General features: G+C 64.0%; 20 protein-coding genes and 1 pseudogene. 9 read left to right on the forward strand and 12 right to left on the reverse strand.

Features of this window, described 5'->3' with window-relative positions:
• Positions 1-70: 70 nt before the first annotated feature.
• Complete coding sequence (locus NKH93_RS09835) at positions 71-1051, reverse strand: GlxA family transcriptional regulator (RefSeq protein ID WP_352970066.1); 981 nt, start codon at positions 1049-1051, stop codon at positions 71-73.
• A gap of 76 nt (positions 1052-1127) precedes the next feature.
• Between NKH93_RS09835 and bcoG the strand changes: the two genes are divergently transcribed.
• From bcoG to NKH93_RS09870, 7 genes are all read left to right on the forward strand, one after another.
• Positions 1128-2039, forward strand: coding sequence for a 3-dehydrocarnitine:acetyl-CoA trimethylamine transferase BcoG (gene bcoG / locus NKH93_RS09840; RefSeq protein ID WP_352970068.1), 912 nt, complete (start codon positions 1128-1130; stop codon positions 2037-2039).
• A 31-nt stretch (positions 2040-2070) separates the two neighbouring features.
• The gene (locus tag NKH93_RS09845) at positions 2071-2700 is read left to right on the forward strand and encodes an HD domain-containing protein (RefSeq protein ID WP_352454777.1); all 630 of its coding nucleotides are present in this window, start codon (positions 2071-2073) and stop codon (positions 2698-2700) included.
• Entirely contained in the window at positions 2697-3770 is a 1074-nt protein-coding gene (locus NKH93_RS09850) for a 3-hydroxyacyl-CoA dehydrogenase NAD-binding domain-containing protein (protein ID WP_352970070.1), read from the forward strand. The genes NKH93_RS09845 and NKH93_RS09850 overlap by 4 nt, the downstream gene beginning before the upstream one ends.
• Before the next feature lie 4 nt (positions 3771-3774).
• A complete protein-coding gene (locus tag NKH93_RS09855; RefSeq protein WP_352970073.1) occupies positions 3775-4938 on the forward strand; it encodes an acyl-CoA dehydrogenase family protein in 1164 nt (387 codons plus the stop codon).
• Between the two features lie 186 nt (positions 4939-5124).
• Positions 5125-7203, forward strand: coding sequence for an acetate--CoA ligase family protein (locus NKH93_RS09860; RefSeq protein ID WP_352970075.1), 2079 nt, complete (start codon positions 5125-5127; stop codon positions 7201-7203).
• Entirely contained in the window at positions 7196-7978 is a 783-nt protein-coding gene (locus tag NKH93_RS09865) for a carnitinyl-CoA dehydratase (RefSeq protein WP_352472543.1), read from the forward strand. Before NKH93_RS09860 ends, NKH93_RS09865 begins: the two co-directional genes overlap by 8 nt.
• Positions 7979-8200: 222 nt before the next feature.
• Positions 8201-9139, forward strand: a complete 939-nt coding sequence (locus NKH93_RS09870; RefSeq protein ID WP_352501130.1) for an alpha/beta hydrolase — start codon at positions 8201-8203, stop codon at positions 9137-9139.
• A 46-nt stretch (positions 9140-9185) separates the two neighbouring features.
• On the opposite strand, the gene NKH93_RS09875 is transcribed toward NKH93_RS09870, so the two are convergent.
• The 3 genes from NKH93_RS09875 to NKH93_RS09885 all read right to left on the reverse strand — a co-directional run bounded on the left by NKH93_RS09875 (position 9186) and on the right by NKH93_RS09885 (position 11047).
• Positions 9186-9452, reverse strand: coding sequence for a hypothetical protein (locus NKH93_RS09875; protein ID WP_352682188.1), 267 nt, complete (start codon positions 9450-9452; stop codon positions 9186-9188).
• A gap of 98 nt (positions 9453-9550) precedes the next feature.
• Positions 9551-10336 carry a DUF899 domain-containing protein gene (locus NKH93_RS09880; RefSeq protein WP_352970078.1) on the reverse strand — a complete coding sequence of 262 codons (786 nt, stop codon included), beginning with the start codon at positions 10334-10336 and terminating at the stop codon, positions 9551-9553.
• Positions 10337-10492: 156 nt separating this feature from the next.
• Entirely contained in the window at positions 10493-11047 is a 555-nt protein-coding gene (locus NKH93_RS09885; RefSeq protein ID WP_352970080.1) for an autotransporter, read from the reverse strand.
• 99 nt (positions 11048-11146) lie between these two features.
• Here NKH93_RS09885 and NKH93_RS09890 point away from each other — a divergent pair, with 99 nt between their 5' ends.
• Positions 11147-11893 carry a GntR family transcriptional regulator gene (locus NKH93_RS09890; RefSeq protein WP_352970082.1) on the forward strand — a complete coding sequence of 249 codons (747 nt, stop codon included), beginning with the start codon at positions 11147-11149 and terminating at the stop codon, positions 11891-11893.
• Positions 11894-12057: 164 nt separating this feature from the next.
• On the opposite strand, the gene NKH93_RS09895 is transcribed toward NKH93_RS09890, so the two are convergent.
• The 5 genes from NKH93_RS09895 to NKH93_RS09915 form a co-directional block, all read right to left on the reverse strand.
• Positions 12058-13716 (reverse strand): FAD-binding dehydrogenase, encoded by a 1659-nt coding sequence (locus NKH93_RS09895; RefSeq protein ID WP_352970084.1) that lies wholly within the window; start codon positions 13714-13716, stop codon positions 12058-12060.
• A gap of 58 nt (positions 13717-13774) precedes the next feature.
• Positions 13775-14761, reverse strand: a complete 987-nt coding sequence (locus NKH93_RS09900) for a Gfo/Idh/MocA family protein (RefSeq protein WP_352970087.1) — start codon at positions 14759-14761, stop codon at positions 13775-13777.
• 338 nt (positions 14762-15099) lie between these two features.
• Positions 15100-15675 carry a YceI family protein gene (locus NKH93_RS09905; protein ID WP_352767410.1) on the reverse strand — a complete coding sequence of 192 codons (576 nt, stop codon included), beginning with the start codon at positions 15673-15675 and terminating at the stop codon, positions 15100-15102.
• 68 nt (positions 15676-15743) lie between these two features.
• Positions 15744-16322, reverse strand: coding sequence for a cytochrome b (locus tag NKH93_RS09910; protein WP_352970089.1), 579 nt, complete (start codon positions 16320-16322; stop codon positions 15744-15746).
• Between the two features lie 60 nt (positions 16323-16382).
• Positions 16383-17273 (reverse strand): LysR family transcriptional regulator, encoded by an 891-nt coding sequence (locus tag NKH93_RS09915; protein ID WP_352970091.1) that lies wholly within the window; start codon positions 17271-17273, stop codon positions 16383-16385.
• Between the two features lie 105 nt (positions 17274-17378).
• On the opposite strand from NKH93_RS09915, the gene NKH93_RS09920 reads away from it, so the two are divergent.
• On the forward strand, positions 17379-18374 hold the full coding sequence (locus NKH93_RS09920; RefSeq protein ID WP_352970093.1) for an aldo/keto reductase: 996 nt from the start codon (positions 17379-17381) through the stop codon (positions 18372-18374).
• A gap of 281 nt (positions 18375-18655) precedes the next feature.
• Here the strand turns inward: NKH93_RS09920 and NKH93_RS09925 are convergent.
• From NKH93_RS09925 to NKH93_RS09935, 3 genes and pseudogenes are all read right to left on the reverse strand, one after another.
• Positions 18656-19257 (reverse strand): annotated as a pseudogene (locus NKH93_RS09925) (nucleotidyltransferase family protein).
• 108 nt (positions 19258-19365) lie between these two features.
• Positions 19366-19737 (reverse strand): hypothetical protein, encoded by a 372-nt coding sequence (locus tag NKH93_RS09930; RefSeq protein ID WP_352970095.1) that lies wholly within the window; start codon positions 19735-19737, stop codon positions 19366-19368.
• 28 nt (positions 19738-19765) lie between these two features.
• Positions 19766-20350 (reverse strand): prolyl hydroxylase family protein, encoded by a 585-nt coding sequence (locus NKH93_RS09935; RefSeq protein WP_352501133.1) that lies wholly within the window; start codon positions 20348-20350, stop codon positions 19766-19768.
• Between the last annotated feature and the right edge of the window lie 5 nt (positions 20351-20355).

Below are 20355 nucleotides of genomic sequence, written 5' to 3' on the forward strand. Positions count from 1 at the left end.
GATGTCGTTATCGCAAAACCGCTACGCACGCTCGGGTCAAGCCCGTGGCCAGGCTTTTGGGCGACATGCATTATCCCCGACGCAGCCTAACCGGCGCTTCGCCGAACGCTCTTGAAAACGCTCTGGAAAATGCCGCGGCGGACGAAAACCCCGTTCGCCCGGCAATGTCCGCCATGGCGATGCGCGTGTCGACCACCAGCCGGCGCGCGGCGCCGAGGCGCAGCCTGAGGTAATAAGCGCCGGGCGTTTCGCCGATCGACTTTCGAAAGATGCTTTCCAGCGTCCGTGCCGTCACCCCGGCGCGCTTTGCCACGGCCGCGATAGTCAGCGGCTGGTCGACATGCGCTTCCATCAGCCGGATGGCTTGCGCCAGCTTGGGATCGTAGCCGTCAAGACGGCCGAGCGAGACCAGCGGTTGCGCGTCCGTCGCGGCGCGCGCCTGGTCGTAGATGAAGACGCTCGCGACATCTAGCGCCACGGCCATGCCGAGCCGCGTGCGGATCAGATGCAGCATCAGGTCGAAGGTCGGCGAGGCGCCGCCGGTGGTGAACACCGGGCCATCGATGACGTAGCGGTCGGGGCGCACGTCGACGCCGGGAAAGGCCGACGAGAAATCCTCCATGTCCTCCCAGTGGGTGGTGGCGCTGCGCCCCTCCAGCAGACCGGCGCGGGCAACCAGCCAGGTGCCGGCCTCGACGCCGCCCCAGGCGCGTGCCGCGCGCGCCGCCCGGCGCAGTCCGGACAGCAAGGCCGATGTGGCATGGTTCTGCGAGCCGAAGCCGGCGACGACGACCAGCATATCGGTTGTGTCAGCCGCATCGAAGCGGCCGCTGACCGCCACCGGCAGGCCGCATGTGGTGACCGGCGCCTCGCCTGTCACCGAGACCAGCCTGAAATCGAACAGCGTCTCACCGGCAATGCGGTTGGCGGCGCGCAACGGATCGACGGCCGAGGCGACGCACATGATCGACGAGCCGGAGAATACCAGCAGCGTTACCTTGAGCGGCAAACGCTCGGCCCGAAAGATCGTCGGTTTTTCGTTTTTGGTCACACGATCTTCGTAAAACGCAAAACAGTTTCCGGCAAGTCAGGCATTCTTGCCCTACGTTCTATTGGGAGAGAATCCGATGCCGTTAGCGATGAACCGTGAGGTTTTCATTACCTGTGCCGTGACCGGGTCCGGCAGTTCGCAGGATCGCAGCCCGCATGTGCCGCGCTCGCCCAGAGAGATCGCCGATTCGGCCATCGAGGCGGCAAAGGCGGGTGCGGCGATCGTGCACTGCCATGTGCGCGATCCCGAGACCGGCAAGCCTAGGCGCGACGTGCATCTCTATCGCGAAGTAACCGAGCGCATCCGCGCGGCAGACGTCGACGTGGTGCTGAACCTGACCGCCGGCATGGGGGGTGACATGGTATTCGGCCCGCCGGAGAAACCGCTGCCGCTGAACGAAAAAGGCACGGACATGGGCGGCGCGAGCAACCGCATGGAGCACGTCCGCCAGTGCCTGCCGGAAATCTGCACGCTCGACTGCGGCACCATGAATTTCGCCGAGGCCGACTATGTCATGACCAATACGCCCGGCATGCTGCGTGCCATGGGCGGCATGATGACGGCGCTCGGCGTCAAGCCGGAGATCGAGGCCTTCGACACCGGGCATCTGTGGTTCGCCAAGCAATTGGTCGAGGAAGAAGTGCTGAAGCCGGACGCCTTGGTGCAATTGTGCATGGGCGTGCCGTGGGGCGCGCCGGACGACCTCAACACCTTCATGGCCATGGTCAACAATGTACCGTCGACCTGGAACTGGTCGGCCTTTGCCATTGGCCGCAACCAGATGGCCTATGTCGCGGCCGCGGTGCTGGCCGGCGGCAATGTCCGCGTCGGACTGGAGGATAATCTCTGGCTCGACAAGGGTGTGCTGGCGACCAATGCGCAGCTGGTCGAGCGGGCGGTCAGCATCGTGTCGAATATGGGCGCCAGGGTCATCGGCCCGGACGAAGTCCGCAAGAAGCTGAACCTGACGAAGCGCGCACCGCTTTGAAAAGCCGGTAGCCGGTTGGGAGGAGCCGCCGATGAAGACCGTGAAATTCACCGCCATGAAGGACGGCGACCGCGAGGATTACGCCTTCCTCACCGAGCACGAGATCGACTACGCGGCAAAGACCGGCGAGCGCCTGCTCGACGCGCTCGTCCAGCTTGATGCGGGCCTCTCGGGCTACAAGATCACCCGGCTCGGCCATTCACTGCAAGCGGCAACACGGGCCTGGCGCGACGGCGCCGACACCGACTGGATTGCCTGCGCCTTGCTGCACGATATCGGAGACATCTACGCGCCCTATAACCACGACGAGTATGCGGCGTCGATCCTGAAGCCTTTTGTGCGCGAGCAATGCACCTGGGTGGTGGAAAAGCACGGCGATTTCCAGCGCCTCTATTACGCCCACCACCTCGGCGGCAATCCGCACGCCCGCGACCGTTTCGCCGAGCACATCTACTTCGACGATTGCGATGAGTTTTGCGAACGCTGGGATCAGTCGAGCTTCGACCCGGATTACGAGACATTGCCGATCGATTTCTTCCGGCCCTTCGTGCTCGAAGTGTTCGCGCGCAAGGCCTATGACGCATGCGTGATCCGTGCCGGCGAACGCGTCGCCCTCACCGACCCCGCAACAGCCAGCACCAGAACCGGAGCTTCCGCATGAGCATCATCAACAAAGCGGCCGCCATCGGCGGCGGCGTCATCGGCGCCGGCTGGGTGGCGCGGCTGCTGCTCAACGGCATCGACGTGTCGATCTTCGATCCCGACCCCGAGGCATCACGCAAGGTCGGCGAGGTGATGAAGGGAGCACGACGCGCCTACAAGCAGATGCTGCCCGGCGGCCTGCCGAAGGAGGGCAAGCTTACCTTCGCCAAGACCATCGCCGAGGCGGTCGCCGACGCCGATTTAATCCAGGAAAGCGTGCCGGAACGGCTCGACCTGAAGCACCGCGTGCTGGCCGAGATCGACCTTTATGCGCCGGCCAACGCAATTGTCGGCTCCTCCACTTCCGGCATCAAGCCGACCGACATGCAGGTAGCGATGAAGAAGCATCCGGAGCGGCTGGTCGTCGGCCATCCGTTCAACCCCGTCTATCTGCTGCCGCTGGTCGAGATCGTCGGCGGCGAACAGACCTTTCCCGAGGCGATCGAGGTCGCCAAGGAGATCTATGCCTCGATCGGCATGAAGCCGGTGGTGATCCGCAAGGAGATCGAAGCCTTCGTCGGCGACCGGCTGCTCGAAGCGGCGTGGCGCGAGGCGCTGTGGCTGGTCAAGGACGGCATCTGCACGGTCGAGGAGCTCGACGACATCATGCGCTACGGCTTCGGCCTGCGCTGGGCGCAGATGGGCATGTTCCAGGTCTATCGCGTCGCCGGCGGCGAGGCCGGCATGCGCCACTTCATGGCGCAGTTCGGCCCGTGCCTGAAATGGCCGTGGACCAAGCTGATGGACGTGCCGGAGTTCAACGATGAGCTGGTCGAGCTGATCGCGACCCAGTCGGACGATCAGGCGCACGGTCTGTCGATCCGCGATCTCGAAAAGATCCGCGACGACAATCTGGTCGCCATCATGGAGGCACTGTCGAAGCAGAACAAAGGCAAAGGTTGGGGTGCCGGCGCCTTGCATAAGGACTACACCAGGCAGTTGGCCAAGCTTGCGGCGAAGAAGCCCACCGCCTCCAAGGCGGCCGAAAAGGCCAAGGCTGAAAAGCCGAAGAAAAAGAAGAAAGGCTGAGACCATGGATTTTGGTCTTTCGGAGGAGCAGAAGCTCATCGTCGAGACGACGCGGGCCTTCGTCGAGAACGAGCTTTACCCGCATGAGCGCGAGGTTGAACGCACCGGCGTGCTGCGCCGCGAGCTGATCGAGGAGATCAAGGCCAAGGCGATCGAAGCCGGCCTCTATGCCGCCAACATGCCGGCCGATGTCGGCGGCGCCGGGCTCGATACGGTGACCTGGCTGCTCTATGAGAAGGAACTCGGCCGCGCCAATTACGCACTGCATTGGACCTGCGTGGCGCGGCCTTCGAACATCCTTCTCGCCGGCACGCCGGAGCAGCGCGAAAAATATCTGTTTCCCTGCATTCGCGGCGAGAAATGCGATTGCCTGGCAATGACCGAGCCGGGCGCCGGCTCCGATCTGCGCGGCATGAAGGCAACCGCCGTGCAAGACGGCGACGACTGGGTGCTGAACGGCACCAAGCATTTCATCAGCCATGCGGACCTCGCCGATTTCGCCATCGTCTTCATGGCCTCGGGTGAGGAAGAGTCTTCGCGTGGAAAACGCAAGAAGATCACCGCCTTTTTCGTCGACAAGGGCACTAAGGGTTTCACCGTGCGCGACGGCTACCGCAACGTCTCGCATCGCGGCTACACCAACGCCATTCTCGAATTCGATGATTGCCGGCTGCCGGCGAGCCAGGTACTCGGCGAGGTCCACAAAGGCTTCGATGTCGCCAATTCCTGGCTCGGCGCAACGCGCCTGCAGGTCGGCGCCACCTGCCTCGGCCGCGCCGAGCGGGCGCTTGGCCACGCCGTCGAATACGCCGCGCAGCGCCAGCAATTCGGCCAGCCGATCGGCAAGTTCCAGGGCGTGTCGTTCAAGCTCGCCGACATGGCGACCGAGCTGAAGGCCGCCGACCTGATGGTGTTCGAAGCCGGCTGGAAGTACGATCAGGGTACCGTCACCGACCAGGACATGGCCATGGCCAAGCTGAAGGCCACCGAGATGCTTGCCTTCGTCGCCGACGAGGCGATCCAGATCCATGGCGGCATGGGGCTGATGGACGATTTGCCGCTCGAGCGCATCTGGCGCGACGCCCGCGTCGAGCGCATTTGGGAAGGCACTTCGGAAATCCAGCGCCACATCATCTCCCGGGCGCTGCTGCGCCCGTTCGGGGGCTGAACAGCGCAATGTCTGCATTCCTTCGCGCCCCCCTCAGTCCTATCGGACATCTCCCCCTCAAGGGGGGAGATCGGCCGCCATTCCTGATTTCGCCAGTTATTACCGTTGCATGCCTCGGGCCGGCGGCCCAGCTGCCAATCTCCCCCCTTGAGGGGGAGATGCCCGGCAGGGCAGAGGGGGGTGTTTATGCACAAACTTGAGCGCCTTCTGCGCCCACGAACGATCGCGGTCTTCGGTGGCGCGCAGGCTGCCGCCGTCGTCGCGCAATCGATCAAGATGGGCTTTGCCGGCGAGATCTGGCCGGTGCATCCGAGCAAGGCCGAGGTCGCCGGCCGCAAGGCCTATCGCTCGGTGGCCGAATTGCCCGGTGCGCCGGATGCCGCTTTCGTCGGCGTCAACCGGCACTTGACCATCGAAGTGGTCAAGGCACTGGCCGAGCGCGGCGCCGGCGGTGCGGTCTGCTTCGCCGCCGGCTTCCTCGAAACCGAGGCCTATGACGAGGACGGCGAGCGGCTGCAGGCCGAGCTGGTCGCGGCGGCGTGCCAAATGCCAATCATCGGGCCGAACTGCTACGGGCTCATCAACTACGCCGACGGCGCGCTTTTGTGGCCCGACCAGCATGGCGGCATCAGGCTGCCAGAAGGCGGTCGCGGCGTTGCCATCATCACCCAGTCGTCGAACATCGCCATCAACATGACGATGCAGAAGCGCGGCCTGCCGATCGCCTTTCTGATGACCGCCGGCAACCAGGCGCAGACCGGGCTTTCCGAAATGGCGCTCGGCCTGATCGAGGACGACCGCGTCACCGCGCTCGGCCTGCATATCGAGGCCTTCGATTCGGTAGCCGGCTTCGAAAGGCTGGCGGCACGGGCACGCGAGCTGAAGAAGCCTGTCATCGCCATGAAGGTCGGCCGCTCCGAGCAGGCGCGGCAGGCGACCGTCTCCCATACCGCGTCGCTGGCCGGCTCGGACGCGGCGTCCGGCGCCTTCCTGAAGCGGCTCGGCATCGCCCGCATCGATTCAATTCCCGCCTTCATCGAGGCGCTGAAGCTGCTGCACGTCACCGGCCCCCTGCCCGGCTACCGGCTGTCGTCGATGAGCTGTTCGGGCGGCGAGGCGTCGGTCATGGCCGACAGCGCCGAAGGCCGCTGGGTGACGTTTCCGCCACTCACCCCCGAGCACCGCGCGCATGTCAAATCGACGCTCGGGCCGCTGGTCGCGGTGGCCAACCCGCTCGACTACCACACCTTCATCTGGAACAACGAGCCGGCGATGACCGCCACCTTCACCGCGATGGTGTCGGGGGGCTTCGACCTCAACATGCTGGTGCTCGATTTCCCGCGCCCCGACCGCTGCTCGGACACCGACTGGTGGGCGACGCTGCGCGCCTTCGAAGTGGCGCTGAAGACCAACAGCGCGCAAGGCGCGATCGTCTCCTCGCTGCCGGAGAACCTGCCCGAGGAATACACTGCCGGCCTGATGGCGCGGGGCATGGTGCCGCTGTTCGGCATCTCCGAAGCCATTGACGCCGCCCAGGCGGCGGCCTTCATCGGCTGGGCCTGGCGCGAGCCGCAGGCGCAGCCGATCGACACTTCGGCGTCCGGCGCGCCGGCCGGCGACCATGTCACGCCGGACGAGGCCGAGGCGAAGGCGCGGCTCATCGAGGCCGGGCTCCCCGTGCCGAAGGGCGAGCGCGCCGGCAACGCGGTCGAAGCTGTCATCTCCTCGATGGCGCTCGGCTTCCCGGTGGCGCTGAAGGCCCTTGGCGTCATCCACAAGTCCGAGCTCGACGCGGTCCGGCTCAATTTGAGGGATGCTGAATCCGTCAGCACCGCCGCCCACGATCTCGGCCCGCTCGGCACGGGCCTTTATGTCGAGCGCATGGTGCGCGACGGCGTCGCCGAGCTGCTCGTCGGCTTCACCCGCGACCCGATGTTCGGCGCCGTGATGACGCTCGGCACCGGCGGCGTGCTGGTCGAGCTGTTGCGCGACAGCGTCACGCTGATGCTGCCGGCGACCCGCGACGATATCGAGGCCGCTTTGCGTGGGCTGAAACTGTTCCCGCTGCTCGACGGCTATCGCGGTCGGCCGAAGGCCGATGTCGCGGCGGCAATCGATGCGATATCGGGCATTGCCGCTTTCGTGCAGCAAAACGCCGGCGAGATCGAGGAACTCGACATCAATCCGCTGATCGTCTGCACCGAAGGCAAGGGCGCCTGGATCGCCGATGCGCTGCTGGTGCTTGGAGAGAACAAAAATGTCTGACGTCATCACCACCCGCCGCGAGGGCACTATCCTCGAAGTCACGCTCGACCGGCCCAAGGCCAATGCCATCGACCTGAAGACGTCGCGGCTGATGGGCGAGACTTTCAAGGCGTTTCGCGACGATCCCGACTTGCGCGTCGCCATCGTCAAGACCGCCGGTGACAAGTTTTTCTGCGCCGGCTGGGACCTGAAGGCAGCGGCCGGCGGCGACGCTGTCGACGGCGACTACGGCGTCGGCGGCTTCGGCGGGCTGCAGGAACTGCGCGACCTCAACAAGCCGGTGATCGCCTGCGTCAACGGCATGGCGGTCGGCGGCGGCTTCGAACTGGCGCTATCCTGCGACCTCATCTATGCGTCGGACCACTCCTCCTTCGCGCTGCCCGAAATCCGTGCCGGCACGCTGGCCGATGCGGCGACGATCAAGCTGCCGAAGCGCATCCCCTACCATGTCGCCATGGACCTTCTGCTCACCGGCCGCTGGATGGATGTCGCCGAGGCGCATCGCTGGGGCCTGGTCAACGAGGTGCTGCCCAAGGAAAGACTGGAGGACCGCGTCTGGGAAATCGCGCGGCTGCTCGCCAGCGGCCCGCCGCTGGTCTTCGCCGCGATCAAGGAAACGGCCCGGGTCGCAGAATCGCTGACGTTCCAGGACGCCATGAACCGGGTGACGCGCCGGCAACTGTCGACGGTTGACGCACTCTACGGCTCGGAGGACAATCTCGAGGGCTTTCGCGCCTTTGCCGAGAAGCGCGATCCGGTGTGGAAGGGGAAATGAAGGTACAGCCGAAATGACGGCACTCCGTCACACCCCCCTCTGGCCTGCCGGCCATCTCCCCCTCAAGGGGGGAGATCGGATGTCGCTTCGGTTTTCGCCAATCTCCAACGTTGCAAGATGGGCTGCAAGGCCGAAGCTGCCGATCTCCCCACTTGAGGGGGAGATGGCCGGCAGGCCAGAGGGGGGTGTTCACGCGGATTCATTGCGATCCATTCAGCGCCCATGACCGACTACAAAACCCTCATCGACGCCGAGACCTGGGGCTTCATCGAGCGGACTAACTCCTATTATCCGCCCGATACGATCGACTACACCGTCGCCGAGCAGCGCCAGATCTATAACCGGATGTGCCGCGAGTTCTTTGCCGGCTATCCCCAAGGCGTCACGGCGGAAACCACCGCCATTGCCACACCCTGGCACATTCCGATCCGCATCTACCGCGCTCCGGCGCCGGAAACGGCGGCGATGGTGCTTTATTTCCATGGCGGCGGTTTTATCCTCGGCGGGCTCGACAGCCATGACGACCTCTGCGCCGAGCTTTGCAGCCGCACCGGCTACGAAGTGGTTTCGGTCGACTACCGGCTGGCACCTGAACACCTTCATCCGGCCGCCTTCGACGATGCCATCAGCGCCTTCGAATGGGCGGCGGCGACTTACGAGCGTCCTGTCCTGCTCTGCGGCGACAGTGCCGGCGGCAATCTCGCCGCCGCCGTCAGTCACGCAACGCGCGGCCATGCGCGCAAGCCGATCGGCCAGATTCTGGTCTATCCCGGCCTTGGCGGCGACAGCTCCGCCGGTTCCTACGTCACCCACGCGGAAGCGCCGATGCTTACCGCGCGCGACCTCGTTTTCTACAGGGACATCAGGACCGGTGGCGAGGATCGCACCGGCGATCTCACTCTGTGGCCGCTCGCCGACGCCGAGTTCGCCAATCTGCCGCCCACCGTCGTGATCACCGCCGAATGCGACCCGCTGTCGTCGGACGGCGAAGCCTATCGCGACCGCATCGTTGCCGCGGGCGGGCGCGCCTGGTGGCTCGAGGAGCCGGGGCTGGTGCATGGCTATTTGCGCGCCAGGCACACGGCCGGCCGCGCCCGCTCGAGCTTTACCCGGATTGTCGATGCGGTAGCGGTTTTGGGAAGGGGCGAGTGGATCTGGTGAGGGATGTCTTCCCGACCAGAACGGGCCTTTGTCGGCCGGTACAGCTCTATTTGCGGCGGCGTCGCCGGCCGGAAACCTGCTTCAGCCAAGGTCCTAAATGGAAGCCGCTCATCAGCAGGTACATCGGGACCATGCCGTCGAGCGGTGACGCCTCTTGCCCGGTCGAGCACATCATGTCCGGCGCTCCGCCGAGAAGCGTCAGCAGCGCCATGGTTGCGAAGGTCGGCGCGGCCGCAAAGGACAGCCAATCGGCTGCACTATGGTCGGCCGGGCTCGCATCGCCGGTGGATCCGCCTGCATGAATCTCGCTCATGTCCGTAGTCCTGCATAGCGAGCGGGATGCGTCGAATTGAACCGTGCATCCCGCTCCTCCAATTGTCCTGGCTGCATTTCCGCGACGCCAAAGACGTTCTATTCGGTGCGATTCCGGAACGCGGCCTCTCCGGCGTCCGATATCTCGACCCATTTTTTGTCGGGGACGGCTTCGGCGCCGTAATTGTCGTGCCAATTCCACCACTTGTACGTCGGCGTCTGCGGATAGCCCACGGGCGAATCCTCCCAAACCTCCTGGCGGCCGAGCGGCGACAGGTCGAGATAGCTCCATACGGTCCCCATCGCCTCGTCACCGCGGTTGTTGATGAAGTAGGTGCGGAACACGCGGTCGCCGTCGCGGATGAACACGTTGTGGCCGTGCCACTCGTCAACGCCGAAGTCGGCATCGAAGCTGTCGGTGATGGTGTACCAGGGCATCTTCCAGTCCATCCGCGCCTTCAGCCGCGCAATGTCGGCCTGCGGTGCGCGCGAGGCGTAGGCAAGCGTGGTGTCGCGGGCGTTCAGATGGGCGAGGTTGCCGACCTGGTCCGCCCCCAGCGAACAGCCGCGGCAAGCGTGGTCGGGCCAGCCGAATACGCCGGGCTCGAAGAAGGCGCGGTAGACGATCAGCTGACGGCGGCCCTCGAACAGGTCGAGCAGGCTCACCTTTCCATCAGGCCCTTCGAACGTATAGGTCTTCTCCACCGCCATCCACGGCATCCGCCGGCGCTCGGCGGCCAGTGCGTCGCGAGCCCGGGTCACGGTCTTCTCTTTCACGAGCAGTTGCTGGCGCGCGGCCTCCCACGCGTCAGACGAAACGACCGGTGGTGTCTTCATCGCGAGCCGCTTCGTCTGCTCGCCTGTGCCATTCTGATGTGCCGTCATTGTGCATCTCCTTGCTGGTTTGTCGCCGCAGGCGCGACGTGTTGGGTCGTCAGATAGGATAGGGGCGATAGCGGGTTGGCGAGAGTGACAAGTGTGACGCGATTCCGACGGGTCCGCTGATCACGGCCAATTTCGCCGCCCGCGACGCCCCTGCGCTCATTCGTGCCCGGACTGCTGAATGGGCCGAGCGCCGGCCAGATAGCGGTCATTGTCAAACGGCTCGGCCTGGTTGCCATCCGGACTCCACAGCTGCCGGTGGGTTCGTGTGAGATCGCCGAGGTAGACATGCAGCGCACCCGATCGCGCACCGCCCGTATTCGCAACCGCATGAACGGTATTTGACGCCATGTGCACCACGGCAGGCGCTGCGATGTCCTGCCTTTCGGGAACATCGAGTTCGCTGCCGGCAACGGGATAGATGAAGTTCGTCTCGCTGCCCTTGTAGATGCCGATCAAGGCATCCATCAGGTGGTTATGAGGCGGGTACTGCAGGCCGGGCGACAGCGTGATGTGATAGATCGTCAGGTTCGGGCTCGCATGCAGAAGCACCTCGTCGTCGTCTTCTTCGTGAGCGAGTGTTCCCGATGCGTGAAAGCGGTTGGTATAGTCGCCCAGGACCGTCCTTACCGCTTCGAGGGGATCTGGCCCCTTCGCGGCATTGACGATATCATCGGCAGCGGCGTAGAGAGGCGAGTTGGCGGGTAAAGGCATATCAGTTATCCTCGCTGAGATGCTCAGATCATCAATCTGAGATGCTCACGCTAGCGAATGCTGATGCCAGCGTCAACGGGACAGCCAGACGGACGGAATATGAAAACGACGAAGTTGACCGCCGAACCGGCAAGGCCGGCCACGGTCGAGGCGACAGCACTGTCGGCCGCCGACGTCCTTCGCAGGGAACAGGCATATGAGCAGCTGAGGAACGACATCATCGCCTGCGTGTTGAGCCCCGGCGAAGCGCTCACAGAGAAACAGATCGGTAATCGATACCAGATCAAAAAGGCGACGATCCGCGCGGCGCTGGCTCGTCTGATGCAGGAAGGTCTGGTCAGGAGCGAGCCGCGCCGCGGCTACGTCGTTGCTACGCTCAGCCTGCGGGATGTCAACGAGATCTTCGATGTCCGCAGCTTGATCGAGCCGGAAGTGTTCAGGGTGGCGGCATCGAACATGACCGAGCGCGGGCTCGAGGATGTCAGGCTGGCAGCGCAAAAAGTGCTGAAGCCGGAGACGCTACGCAGCCACGTCGCCTTCCTTGCGGCCGACCGTGCCTTTCGTCTGGCCCTTGCGGAGCTCTCTGGAAATTTACGACTGGCGCATCTCCTGGACCAGATACTCGACCAGTCGGCGCGGGTTCTCCACCTCGGCTTCAAGTCCCGCGACTTCACCCAGTTGATCATCGCCCAGCAAAAGGAGCTGGTCCTTGCCTGCGAGGCAGGCGAGGTTTCCGCCATCGTCAAACTTGCCCGTTCGCAGTGCCTGTCTCTCAAGAAGCAGGTGCTCGAGGCTTTGCTTGCCGGTTCCAAGCTTCAAGACGTCAATTTGCAGCCCTTCGCCTAGAGCCGGTTCCGGTTCTCCTGGAACCGGTAACCCGCTCTAACTATCTGTTTTGCCGCATTTATGCGGACGCCAAATGATTCCATTCGGCTGCAAAATGCTCTAAGGGAAGTTGGCCACTCGGTGCGACCCGCCACCTTGGCGCAACGGCCGCCGCGGGCCTTGTTTCACCCCACTGCGCGTGCCGCCGCCCGTCCGGCACTGCGGCCGGAAAAGATGCAGCCGCCGAGAAACGTGCCTTCGAGCGCTGCATAGCCGTGCATGCCGCCGCCGCCGAAACCGGCGGCCTCGCCCGCCGCGTACAGCCCCTCGACTGGTTGGCCGCCGGCGCCCAGCACGCGGCTGTCGAGGTCAGTCTCCAGCCCACCGAGCGTCTTGCGGGTCAGGATGCTGAGCCTGACGGCAATCAGCGGGCCATTGGCGGGATCGAGCAGCTTGTGCGGTCTTGCGGTGCGGATCAGCCGGTCGCCGAGATAGGCTCGCGCGCCGCGCAACGCAGTAATCTGCATGTCCTTGGAGAACGGATTGTCGAGCTGCCGGTCGCGGGCGCGGATTTCGCGCTCAACCTGCGCCAGTTCGAGCAGCGGCTCGCCGCCGGCCACTGCGTTCATGCGGGCGACCAGCGCCGGCAAATCAGGCTCGACGATGAAATCCTCGCCCTTCTCCATGAACGCCTTGACCGGCGCGGGAACGCCGCTGGTGGCGCGGCCGAGCACCTGGCGCCAGCTCTTCTCCGTCAGATCGGGGTTCTGCTCGGAGCCCGACAGCGCGAACTCCTTCTGGATGATCTTTTTGGTCAGGATGAACCAGGAATGATCGAAGCCGGTGCTCATGATGTGGCTGAGCGTGGCCAACGTGTCGAAGCCGGGATAGAGCGGGACCGGCAGGCGCTTGCCGCGCGCATCGAGCCACAGCGATGACGGGCCGGGCAGGATGCGGATCGCATGATCGGTCCAGATCGGTGCCCAGTTCCTGACGCCCTCGACATAGTGCCACATGCGGTCGCGGTTGATGAGCCGGCCGCCGGCGGCTTCGGCGATCGCCAGCATGCGGCCGTCGACATGATCGGGAACGCCGGTGATCATGCGTTTCGGCGGCGCGCCCATCCGCTTCGGCCAATTCTCCCGGACCAGCCGGTGATTGGCGCCGATGCCGCCGGAGGCGACGATGACGGCCTGCGCCTTCAGCTCGAAATCACCGGTGATCTCGCGCGAGCTCTTGCGGCCGCGCTCGGCATCGCTCGCCGCCAATAGGTCGCCGCGCACGCCGTTGACGACGCTGCCCGTCCGCGTCAATTCGTTGACCCGGTGACGGAATTTGAAGCGGATCAGCCCGCGCTTCTCGGCCTCGCGTACGCGCTGCGCGAACGGTTCGAGCACGCCAGGGCCGGTGCCCCAGGTGATGTGGAAGCGCGGCACCGAATTGCCGTGGCCGACGGCATTGCCGCCGCCGCGCTCGGCCCAGCCGACCACCGGAAAGAATTTCAGGCCGCGCTGCATGAGCCAGGAGCGCTTCTCGCCGGCGGCGAAGCCGAGATAGGCCTCGGCCCAGCGGCGCGGCCAGAGATCTTCCGTGCGGTCGAAGGCTGCGGTGCCCAGCCAGTCCTCGAGCGCCAGCTCATACGAATCGCGGATGCGCATGCGCCGCTGTTCGGGCGAATCGACGAGGAAGATGCCGCCGAGCGACCAGAATGCCTGGCCGCCAAGCGACTGTTCCGGCTCCTGCTCGACGATGATGGTCTTCTTGCCGGCCGCAGTCAGTTCGGCCGCCGCGACAAGGCCGGCAAGGCCGGCGCCGACAACGATCACATCCGCATCGTCGGACATCTATTTGGCCATGATCTCGTCCAAAAACCGGTCCCCACTTTTTGGGATCATCGCCGGCCTAGACTGCCTCCCAGCCTTCCTTCTCGCCGGCGCGGAAGATGGCATCGATGACCTTCTGGTTGAGCACCGATTCTTCCAGGGTGAAGACACGATCCTTGCCGCCCTGCGCAGCCCGCGCGAAGGCCTCGACTTCCAGCCGGTACTGTTGCGTGCCGGGAAAGCGGAAAACCTGCGCCTCGCTGTGGTTCTGGTTGTGCAGTTCGACGCGGTGATGGTCGTAGAGTCCGGCGTTGAACGGTGAGAACACCTCGATGAAGCCCTTCTCGCCGTGGAAGACCATCACCTGGCGTGCCGCCATCTGCGTCGACAGGTAAAACGACAGCTCGAAGTCGCCGAAATCGGCGCGGATCGAGGAATAGATGTCGGTGCCGAATGTCTTGTCGCGCTCGATCGTCGCCTGGACGCGCAGCGGCTCCTTGCCGGTCGAAAAGCGCGTCGATACCGTCGGATAGACGCCGATGTCGGGCAGCGCACCGCCGCCGAGATCGAGCTTGTTGCGCATGTTGTTGGGGTCGACATTGTAATAGGAGAACGCGCCCTGGACATGGCGCAGCCGGCCGATGGCGCCGTTGGCGATGAGGTCGCGCACCTTGATCCATTGCGGATGGTAGACGACCATGAAGGCTTCGCAGACCAGCACCTTCCTGGCATCGCGCAGCTTGATCAATGGCGGAATGTCCTTGGCGTCGAGCGCCAGTGGCTTTTCGACCAGAACATGCTTGCCGGCCTCGATCGCCTTGGCTGTCCATTCGACATGCTGCGAGGTCGGCAGCGGAATGTAGACGCCGTCGATGTCGCTGGAGGCGAGCAGCTCCTCATAGGAGCCGAACGCGTGGCGCGCACCGAAGCGTTCGCCCAGCGCCTGCGCTTTCGACAGATCGCGGCTGGCAATCGCGGACAGCACGCCGTTCTCCGCTTCGACGATTGCCGGCAAAAGCTGCTCGCGGCCGATCTTGGCCGTCGACAAAACTCCCCATCGGAACATCAGATTTCTCCTCTCGATTGCAGGCCTGGAGGTTTGCCCTAATTCAGGAGAAAAGCCAATGCGGGAGCATGGTTCCTCGCCCCACGAAGTGGGGAGAGGTGGCCCGGCGAAGCCGGGACGGAGAGGGGTCTTCGTGACGGGCTGGAATTCGCTGTTTAAGGGCGGCGCCTGATAGGCTTCGTATTATGGCCCGTCTCGCGCTCAGTCCCTTTTAGGAGTCTGACTTCGCGACCGTCGTCCCCCTCTCCGTCCCGGCTTCGCCGGGCCACCTCTCCCCCGCACCGCGGGGGCGAGGAACCCAGGTCCTGCAGCGACGGTGAAATCTCAGGAAGAACCGCTCAACCCCTTCTACCCATCAGCGTCATGTCGAAATCGACGACGTTGGAATAAATCGGCGTGCCGACATCCATGCCGTAGCGCGACCGCAGCACCTTGCCGGTGACGTGGAATTTTATCGTGCCCGCCCTGAGCCCGCCGAGCTCGGCCGTGAATTTTTCCTGAAAGGTCTTGCCGCGCGCCGTCAGCCGGCCGGTGACAAGGGCCGACGTGTCGCCGGTGCGTTTGACGCTGGTCGAACGGAACTGGATCTCCGGATTGTTGGCCGCGTCGAAGACTGCGTCCGAGCGGAGAAAGGCATCGATGCGGCTTTGGCCGGTACCGACGCTTTCGGGAAAGATGGTGAAATTGACCCGGGACCGGCCGACATCGCTGTTGTCGATGAGGATACTGCCCTTGAAGCGGGAGAAGGCACCGTCGAGCCCGCCGCCGCCGAGCTTGGCGATGGAGAAATGGATGCTGGAACTCCCCGGGCTGATCGTGTAGCTGCCGGCCGCCTCGCCAAGGGCAACGGCGGCGAAAACAGGCATGGCAAAACAAGCGGCAGCTGCCGCAAATCCGAAGATGCGCGCGTACATGGAAATGGTCCTCTTGGCAGGCAACGCTTTCTTGCGTCCTCGCCCCATCAACGAATGAGCCGTCCGCTCTATTCCCTGTCGTGATGTGACGAAGCCGTGATCATGCGCGTCAGCACGGTATCCCTCAGCCAGAAATGATGGCGCAGCGCTGCGGCGAGATGCAAAGCGACAAGTCCGATGCCGGCATAGGCGAGATACCAGTGCGTCGCTGCCCAGAAGCTTTCTGCCGTGTCCGATTCACCGAGCGGCAGATTGGGCATGACGAACAGATTGAACGGCACGCTCGGGATCTCCAGCACCGAGACCGAGACCAGCGCCCAGCCGGACAGCGGCAGAGCGAGCTGAAACGCATAAAGCGCGAGATGGACCAGCGGCGCCATCCGGCGCGCGAAAGGGCCGACCGAGCGCGGCAGCGGCGGCACCGCATTAGCAAGGCGCCAGGCGATGCGCAGGATGACCAGTCCAAGCAGCAGGAAGCCGAAGGATTTATGCAGCTGGATCAGCTCGAAGGCGGTGCGCTGGCTGGACAGCCGCACCATGACGAAGCCGAGCACGAACTGGCCAATAAAGAGCGCCGCGATCAGCCAGTGAAGGATGATCGCCGTCCAGCCGTAGCCGGCCGTCTGGTTTTTGGGCAGTGCTGACATGGTCGGTGAACGAATGCCAGGTCGACTTTCTTCCAGCTCTCCCTTGTGGGGAGGGTTGGCTTATTCGCCGACCTTGAAAAAATCGACAAAGGCCCTGAGCGCCGGCCGCATCTGGCGGCAGCTGGGGTAATAGACGAAGAAACCATCGAAGCGCGGGCACCAGTCCTCCAGCACGCGAACGAGCTTGCCGGCGGCGAGCGGGTCGCGGACATAGTCCTCGAACACGAAGGCGAGCCCGGCGCCGTCGACCGCGGCATTGGCAATCAGATGGTCCTCGTCGAGGATCAGCGGCCCTTCCACCGGGATTTCGATCTCCTCGCCGTTTTTCTCGAATTCCCAGCGATAGATGATGCCGCTGGAGAAGCGGAAGCGGATGCAGCGGTGAGCGGCGAGATCGCGCGGATGCTGCGGCTTGGACCTGGTCTCGAAGTAGGCTGGCGCGCCGACCACGGCGCCGCGAAGGTCTGGTCCGATACGCACCGCGATCATGTCGCGCTGCAGGCTCTCGCCCAGCCGCACACCGGCATCGAAGCCGCCCTCGACCACATCGGTGAAGCGGTCCTCGATAACGATCTCCAGCACGATGTCGGGATAGGCAGCCGCAAAGGCGCTGAGCCTTGGCGTCAGCGCCAGATGGGCCGCGGTGCGCGGCACGGTCAGCCGGAGATTGCCGGCCGGCCGGTCGCGCGCCTCGATCGCCGATTCCAGCGCCAGGTCGATTTCCGACAGCGCCGGCCTGAGGCGCTCGAGCAGTTGCGCGCCCTCCTCGGTCGGAGCAACGCTGCGCGTGCTGCGCGCCAGAAGGCGCACGCCGAGGCGCGCTTCGAGGCTGGACACCGCGTGGCTGACCGCCGACGGCGCGATTGCCAGTTCCTTGGCGGCGCCGCGAAAACTGCCGCATTGGGCGACCATTGCCAGTACCGCGAGCTGTGAAAGATGGGTTCGCTTCATTGATCTATTTCTTGGAACAGCCCGTGCAATTGAGAGCCGATTATCGAACTCGGCGCAAGACGCTATCTCTGCGGCATCACAACCATCACAACAAGGAGACACGTGATGCAAACCCGCAAGCTTGGCAATGAACTTGACGTCTACCCGGTCGGCCTCGGCTGCATGGGGATGAGCTTTGCCTATGGTGGCCAGCCGGAGGCGGAGGCGATTGCCACGCTGCGCCATGCCGTCGAGATCGGGGTCAATTTCTTCGACACGGCCGAGGTCTATGGCCCTTTCGAGAACGAGATCCTGGTCGGCAAGGCGCTGAAGCCGGTGCGTGACAAGGTGACGATCGCAACCAAATTCGGCTTCAAAATCCTCGAAGAAGGCAGCGGCATGGAGCGCATGGCCGGTGTCGATAGCCGCCCGGAGCATGTCAAGGCCGTGGCCGAAGCGTCATTGAAGCGGTTGGATACGGAGGTGATCGATCTCTATTACCAGCACCGCGTCGACCCCAACGTGCCGATCGAGGATACGGTCGGCGCCATGGCCGAGCTGGTGCGCGAGGGCAAGGTGCGGGCGCTCGGCCTGTCGGAGGCAAGTGCGGCGACCATTCGTCGGGCGCATGCCGTGCACCCGATCGCCGCCGTGCAGAGCGAGTATTCACTGTGGAGCCGCGATCCGGAGGAGGAGGTGTTTGCTGTCTGCCGTGAGCTCGGCATCGGCTTTGTCCCCTATAGCCCGCTCGGCCGCGGCCTGCTCACCGGCACGATCGCCAAGCCCGATGTTCTCGGCGCCGACGACTGGCGCCGTGGGTTGCCGCGCTTCCAGGCCGACGCCATGGCGGCCAATGCGGCGGTCGTCGCCGTGCTGGAAAAGATGGCCGCCGGGAAGGGCGTGACGCCGGCGCAGCTGGCGCTCGCCTGGGTGCTGCATCAGGGCGACTTCATTGTGCCGATCCCTGGTGCCCGCAAGATACGACATCTCGAACAGAATACGGCGGCAGCCAATATCGTGCTGAGCCAGGCCGAGGTGGCATCCATCGGCGACGCCCTGTCGCCGGAAAAGGTGGTCGGCAAGCGCTATACCGAGGAGCTGCTGGCGCTGGTTAACGGGTGAACGGCAATCGACGGCGTAATCGAAACGGGGCGTTTGGGCACCCCTTTTTGACTAATACGGTGCGATGCAAAGCGTTGTGAGACCTCGGCGCGAGGCACCCCCCTCTGTCCTGCCGGACATCTCCCCCTCAAGGGGGGAGATTGGCAGTTCCCGCGCCCTGCCCGCCCTTCCGGCGCCGGTGATTGGCGAAAGCCGAGGTGACATCCGATCTCCCCCCTTGAGGGGCCCTTGAGGGGGAGATGCCCGGCAGGGCAGAGAGGGGTGCCTCGTGTCGACATTTCCTACCAAGGCACGACACTGATCTCCGGCCAGTTCTCCCTGGCACGTGCGCCCTTTGCCTCGTGCGTCTGGCGACTGTCCAGTACCCGGTTCGGCGTGATGCGAAACGAGAAGATGTCGTCCAGACCAAACGGCGCGACGAGATCAAGTCGCCCGTCCGTATCGAAGCGGACACCGACCGCATGGGTCTTCGAGGCGAAGAAGCGAACCGAGTCGCTGGAACTGGAATAACATGGACAGGACCGTCCGAACTTGGACGGATACCATAGATGCACCCGCGCCTGGTTGCGAATCTCGACTGGTAGGGGCAGATCGGCAAAGACCGGCGCGGCGCGGGCGATCACACTGTCCTCGGCCTCGTAGGACAGATCGCTCTCATCGAAATAGAACAGGTCGACATCCCGGATGCCGTACCCCGAGGGCTTTCCGGTCAGATGATTCCAGACGCTGTTGTAAAGCGCGCCGGACACGACCAGCCAGTCCGGCAGGCCCAGCACCCGTACCCGCGACAGCGTCTCGGCAATCAGCGGATCGGCCGAGACGATATCGAGAAAGGCTGCACGCTGTTCTCGAAAGACAGCCCGCAATAGCGCAAATGGTCCATCGCCCTTTGGACGGCGATTCGTCACCTGCCGGCAACCCCTCCAGGTCCTCAGCGCGCCATGCGTTGTGCAATTATCGGAAAGGGCGTCGTGACGCCCATTTCTGCAGGCTAGTTTCCCTCCCGCCCAAGGCTCATTGTTCGGTCGGTCTCGGACCAGAAGACTGGCTCCTCGATTGACGGCCATTCTTCGCCATACACAAAGCCTTCGATCGCATCTAGCTTTCCTTCAATCCCATCGAAGAACAGCACCATGCCGCAAAGAAGCTGGTCAGGTCCAACGCACGCTACCCGAAGCGAACTGAACACTCGACTCTCAAAGCGCAATTCCGGGGGAACCGATGAGGGAGTGACTCTGGTCATGAATCCTACAGGATCGCGGCTGCGTTCTTTGACTTTCAGCGCACGCATCATGTCAGGAGAAACGCCGGCGGAACGGCAGAACTCCTTGACGAAAAACACTTCCAGCGGGGTCAGTTGCATTTAGCTCAGCGGCAGAACGGACAGCGTTTCATTGGCGCTTGTACATCACGTCCGTTCGGATGACGTACTTGCGCCCCGACAGCACCTCGTCGCCGCGATGCTCGATCGGATGGTAGAACGCCAGTGCCATTCCTTTCTTCGGCTTCACCAGAAGACTGCTACCGGCATAGCCCGGCATCTCGCCGCGAAACGAGGTTCCTCCCCCTTCAAATCCATCTGAAAGATAAATCATGAACGTGAACTGACTGCGCTCCAAGGCGTGGCGCTCGAAATAGCCGTCATGGTGCCAATCGAACTTCTGGCCCGGCCCATAGCGATAGAAACGGAAACGCTCATTCAGCCCGGTCAAGCGCCAGTCGCCGAGACCACGATAGAGCAGAGGCCGCGCCCGTGCGAAGAGCAAATCCGCAAGGTCCTCGTCATCGAAGACAACCCGGTCGTTATTGCGAAGCTCCTTCAGGACGGTGGCGCCGCCGGAGCTGTTCACCTTGGCCGCCTCGAAACCGCGCCGTTCACTGTCAGCGATCAGATCGGCGCATTCCTGGTCATCCAAGAACCCGTCGATCGTCCCGATATGCGTTGCCAGCCAGTTGATGGAGAGCTTGTGGTCCATCAGAG

The sequence above is a fragment of the Mesorhizobium sp. M0954 genome (assembly GCF_040319155.1).
Taxonomy (GTDB): domain Bacteria; phylum Pseudomonadota; class Alphaproteobacteria; order Rhizobiales; family Rhizobiaceae; genus Mesorhizobium.

Coding starts and splice junctions, on each gene's coding strand:
- bcoG (WP_352970068.1), top strand. CDS start 1,128: ATGCCGTTAGCGATGAACCGTGAGGTTTTCATTACCTGTGCCGTGACC.
- NKH93_RS09845 (WP_352454777.1), top strand. CDS start 2,071: ATGAAGACCGTGAAATTCACCGCCATGAAGGACGGCGACCGCGAGGAT.
- NKH93_RS09850 (WP_352970070.1), top strand. CDS start 2,697: ATGAGCATCATCAACAAAGCGGCCGCCATCGGCGGCGGCGTCATCGGC.
- NKH93_RS09855 (WP_352970073.1), top strand. CDS start 3,775: ATGGATTTTGGTCTTTCGGAGGAGCAGAAGCTCATCGTCGAGACGACG.
- NKH93_RS09860 (WP_352970075.1), top strand. CDS start 5,125: ATGCACAAACTTGAGCGCCTTCTGCGCCCACGAACGATCGCGGTCTTC.
- NKH93_RS09865 (WP_352472543.1), top strand. CDS start 7,196: ATGTCTGACGTCATCACCACCCGCCGCGAGGGCACTATCCTCGAAGTC.
- NKH93_RS09870 (WP_352501130.1), top strand. CDS start 8,201: ATGACCGACTACAAAACCCTCATCGACGCCGAGACCTGGGGCTTCATC.
- NKH93_RS09875 (WP_352682188.1), bottom strand. CDS start 9,452: ATGAGCGAGATTCATGCAGGCGGATCCACCGGCGATGCGAGCCCGGCC.
- NKH93_RS09880 (WP_352970078.1), bottom strand. CDS start 10,336: ATGACGGCACATCAGAATGGCACAGGCGAGCAGACGAAGCGGCTCGCG.
- NKH93_RS09885 (WP_352970080.1), bottom strand. CDS start 11,047: ATGCCTTTACCCGCCAACTCGCCTCTCTACGCCGCTGCCGATGATATC.
- NKH93_RS09890 (WP_352970082.1), top strand. CDS start 11,147: ATGAAAACGACGAAGTTGACCGCCGAACCGGCAAGGCCGGCCACGGTC.
- NKH93_RS09895 (WP_352970084.1), bottom strand. CDS start 13,716: ATGTCCGACGATGCGGATGTGATCGTTGTCGGCGCCGGCCTTGCCGGC.
- NKH93_RS09900 (WP_352970087.1), bottom strand. CDS start 14,761: ATGTTCCGATGGGGAGTTTTGTCGACGGCCAAGATCGGCCGCGAGCAG.
- NKH93_RS09905 (WP_352767410.1), bottom strand. CDS start 15,675: ATGTACGCGCGCATCTTCGGATTTGCGGCAGCTGCCGCTTGTTTTGCC.
- NKH93_RS09910 (WP_352970089.1), bottom strand. CDS start 16,322: ATGTCAGCACTGCCCAAAAACCAGACGGCCGGCTACGGCTGGACGGCG.
- NKH93_RS09915 (WP_352970091.1), bottom strand. CDS start 17,273: ATGAAGCGAACCCATCTTTCACAGCTCGCGGTACTGGCAATGGTCGCC.
- NKH93_RS09920 (WP_352970093.1), top strand. CDS start 17,379: ATGCAAACCCGCAAGCTTGGCAATGAACTTGACGTCTACCCGGTCGGC.
- NKH93_RS09930 (WP_352970095.1), bottom strand. CDS start 19,737: ATGCAACTGACCCCGCTGGAAGTGTTTTTCGTCAAGGAGTTCTGCCGT.
- NKH93_RS09935 (WP_352501133.1), bottom strand. CDS start 20,350: ATGGACCACAAGCTCTCCATCAACTGGCTGGCAACGCATATCGGGACG.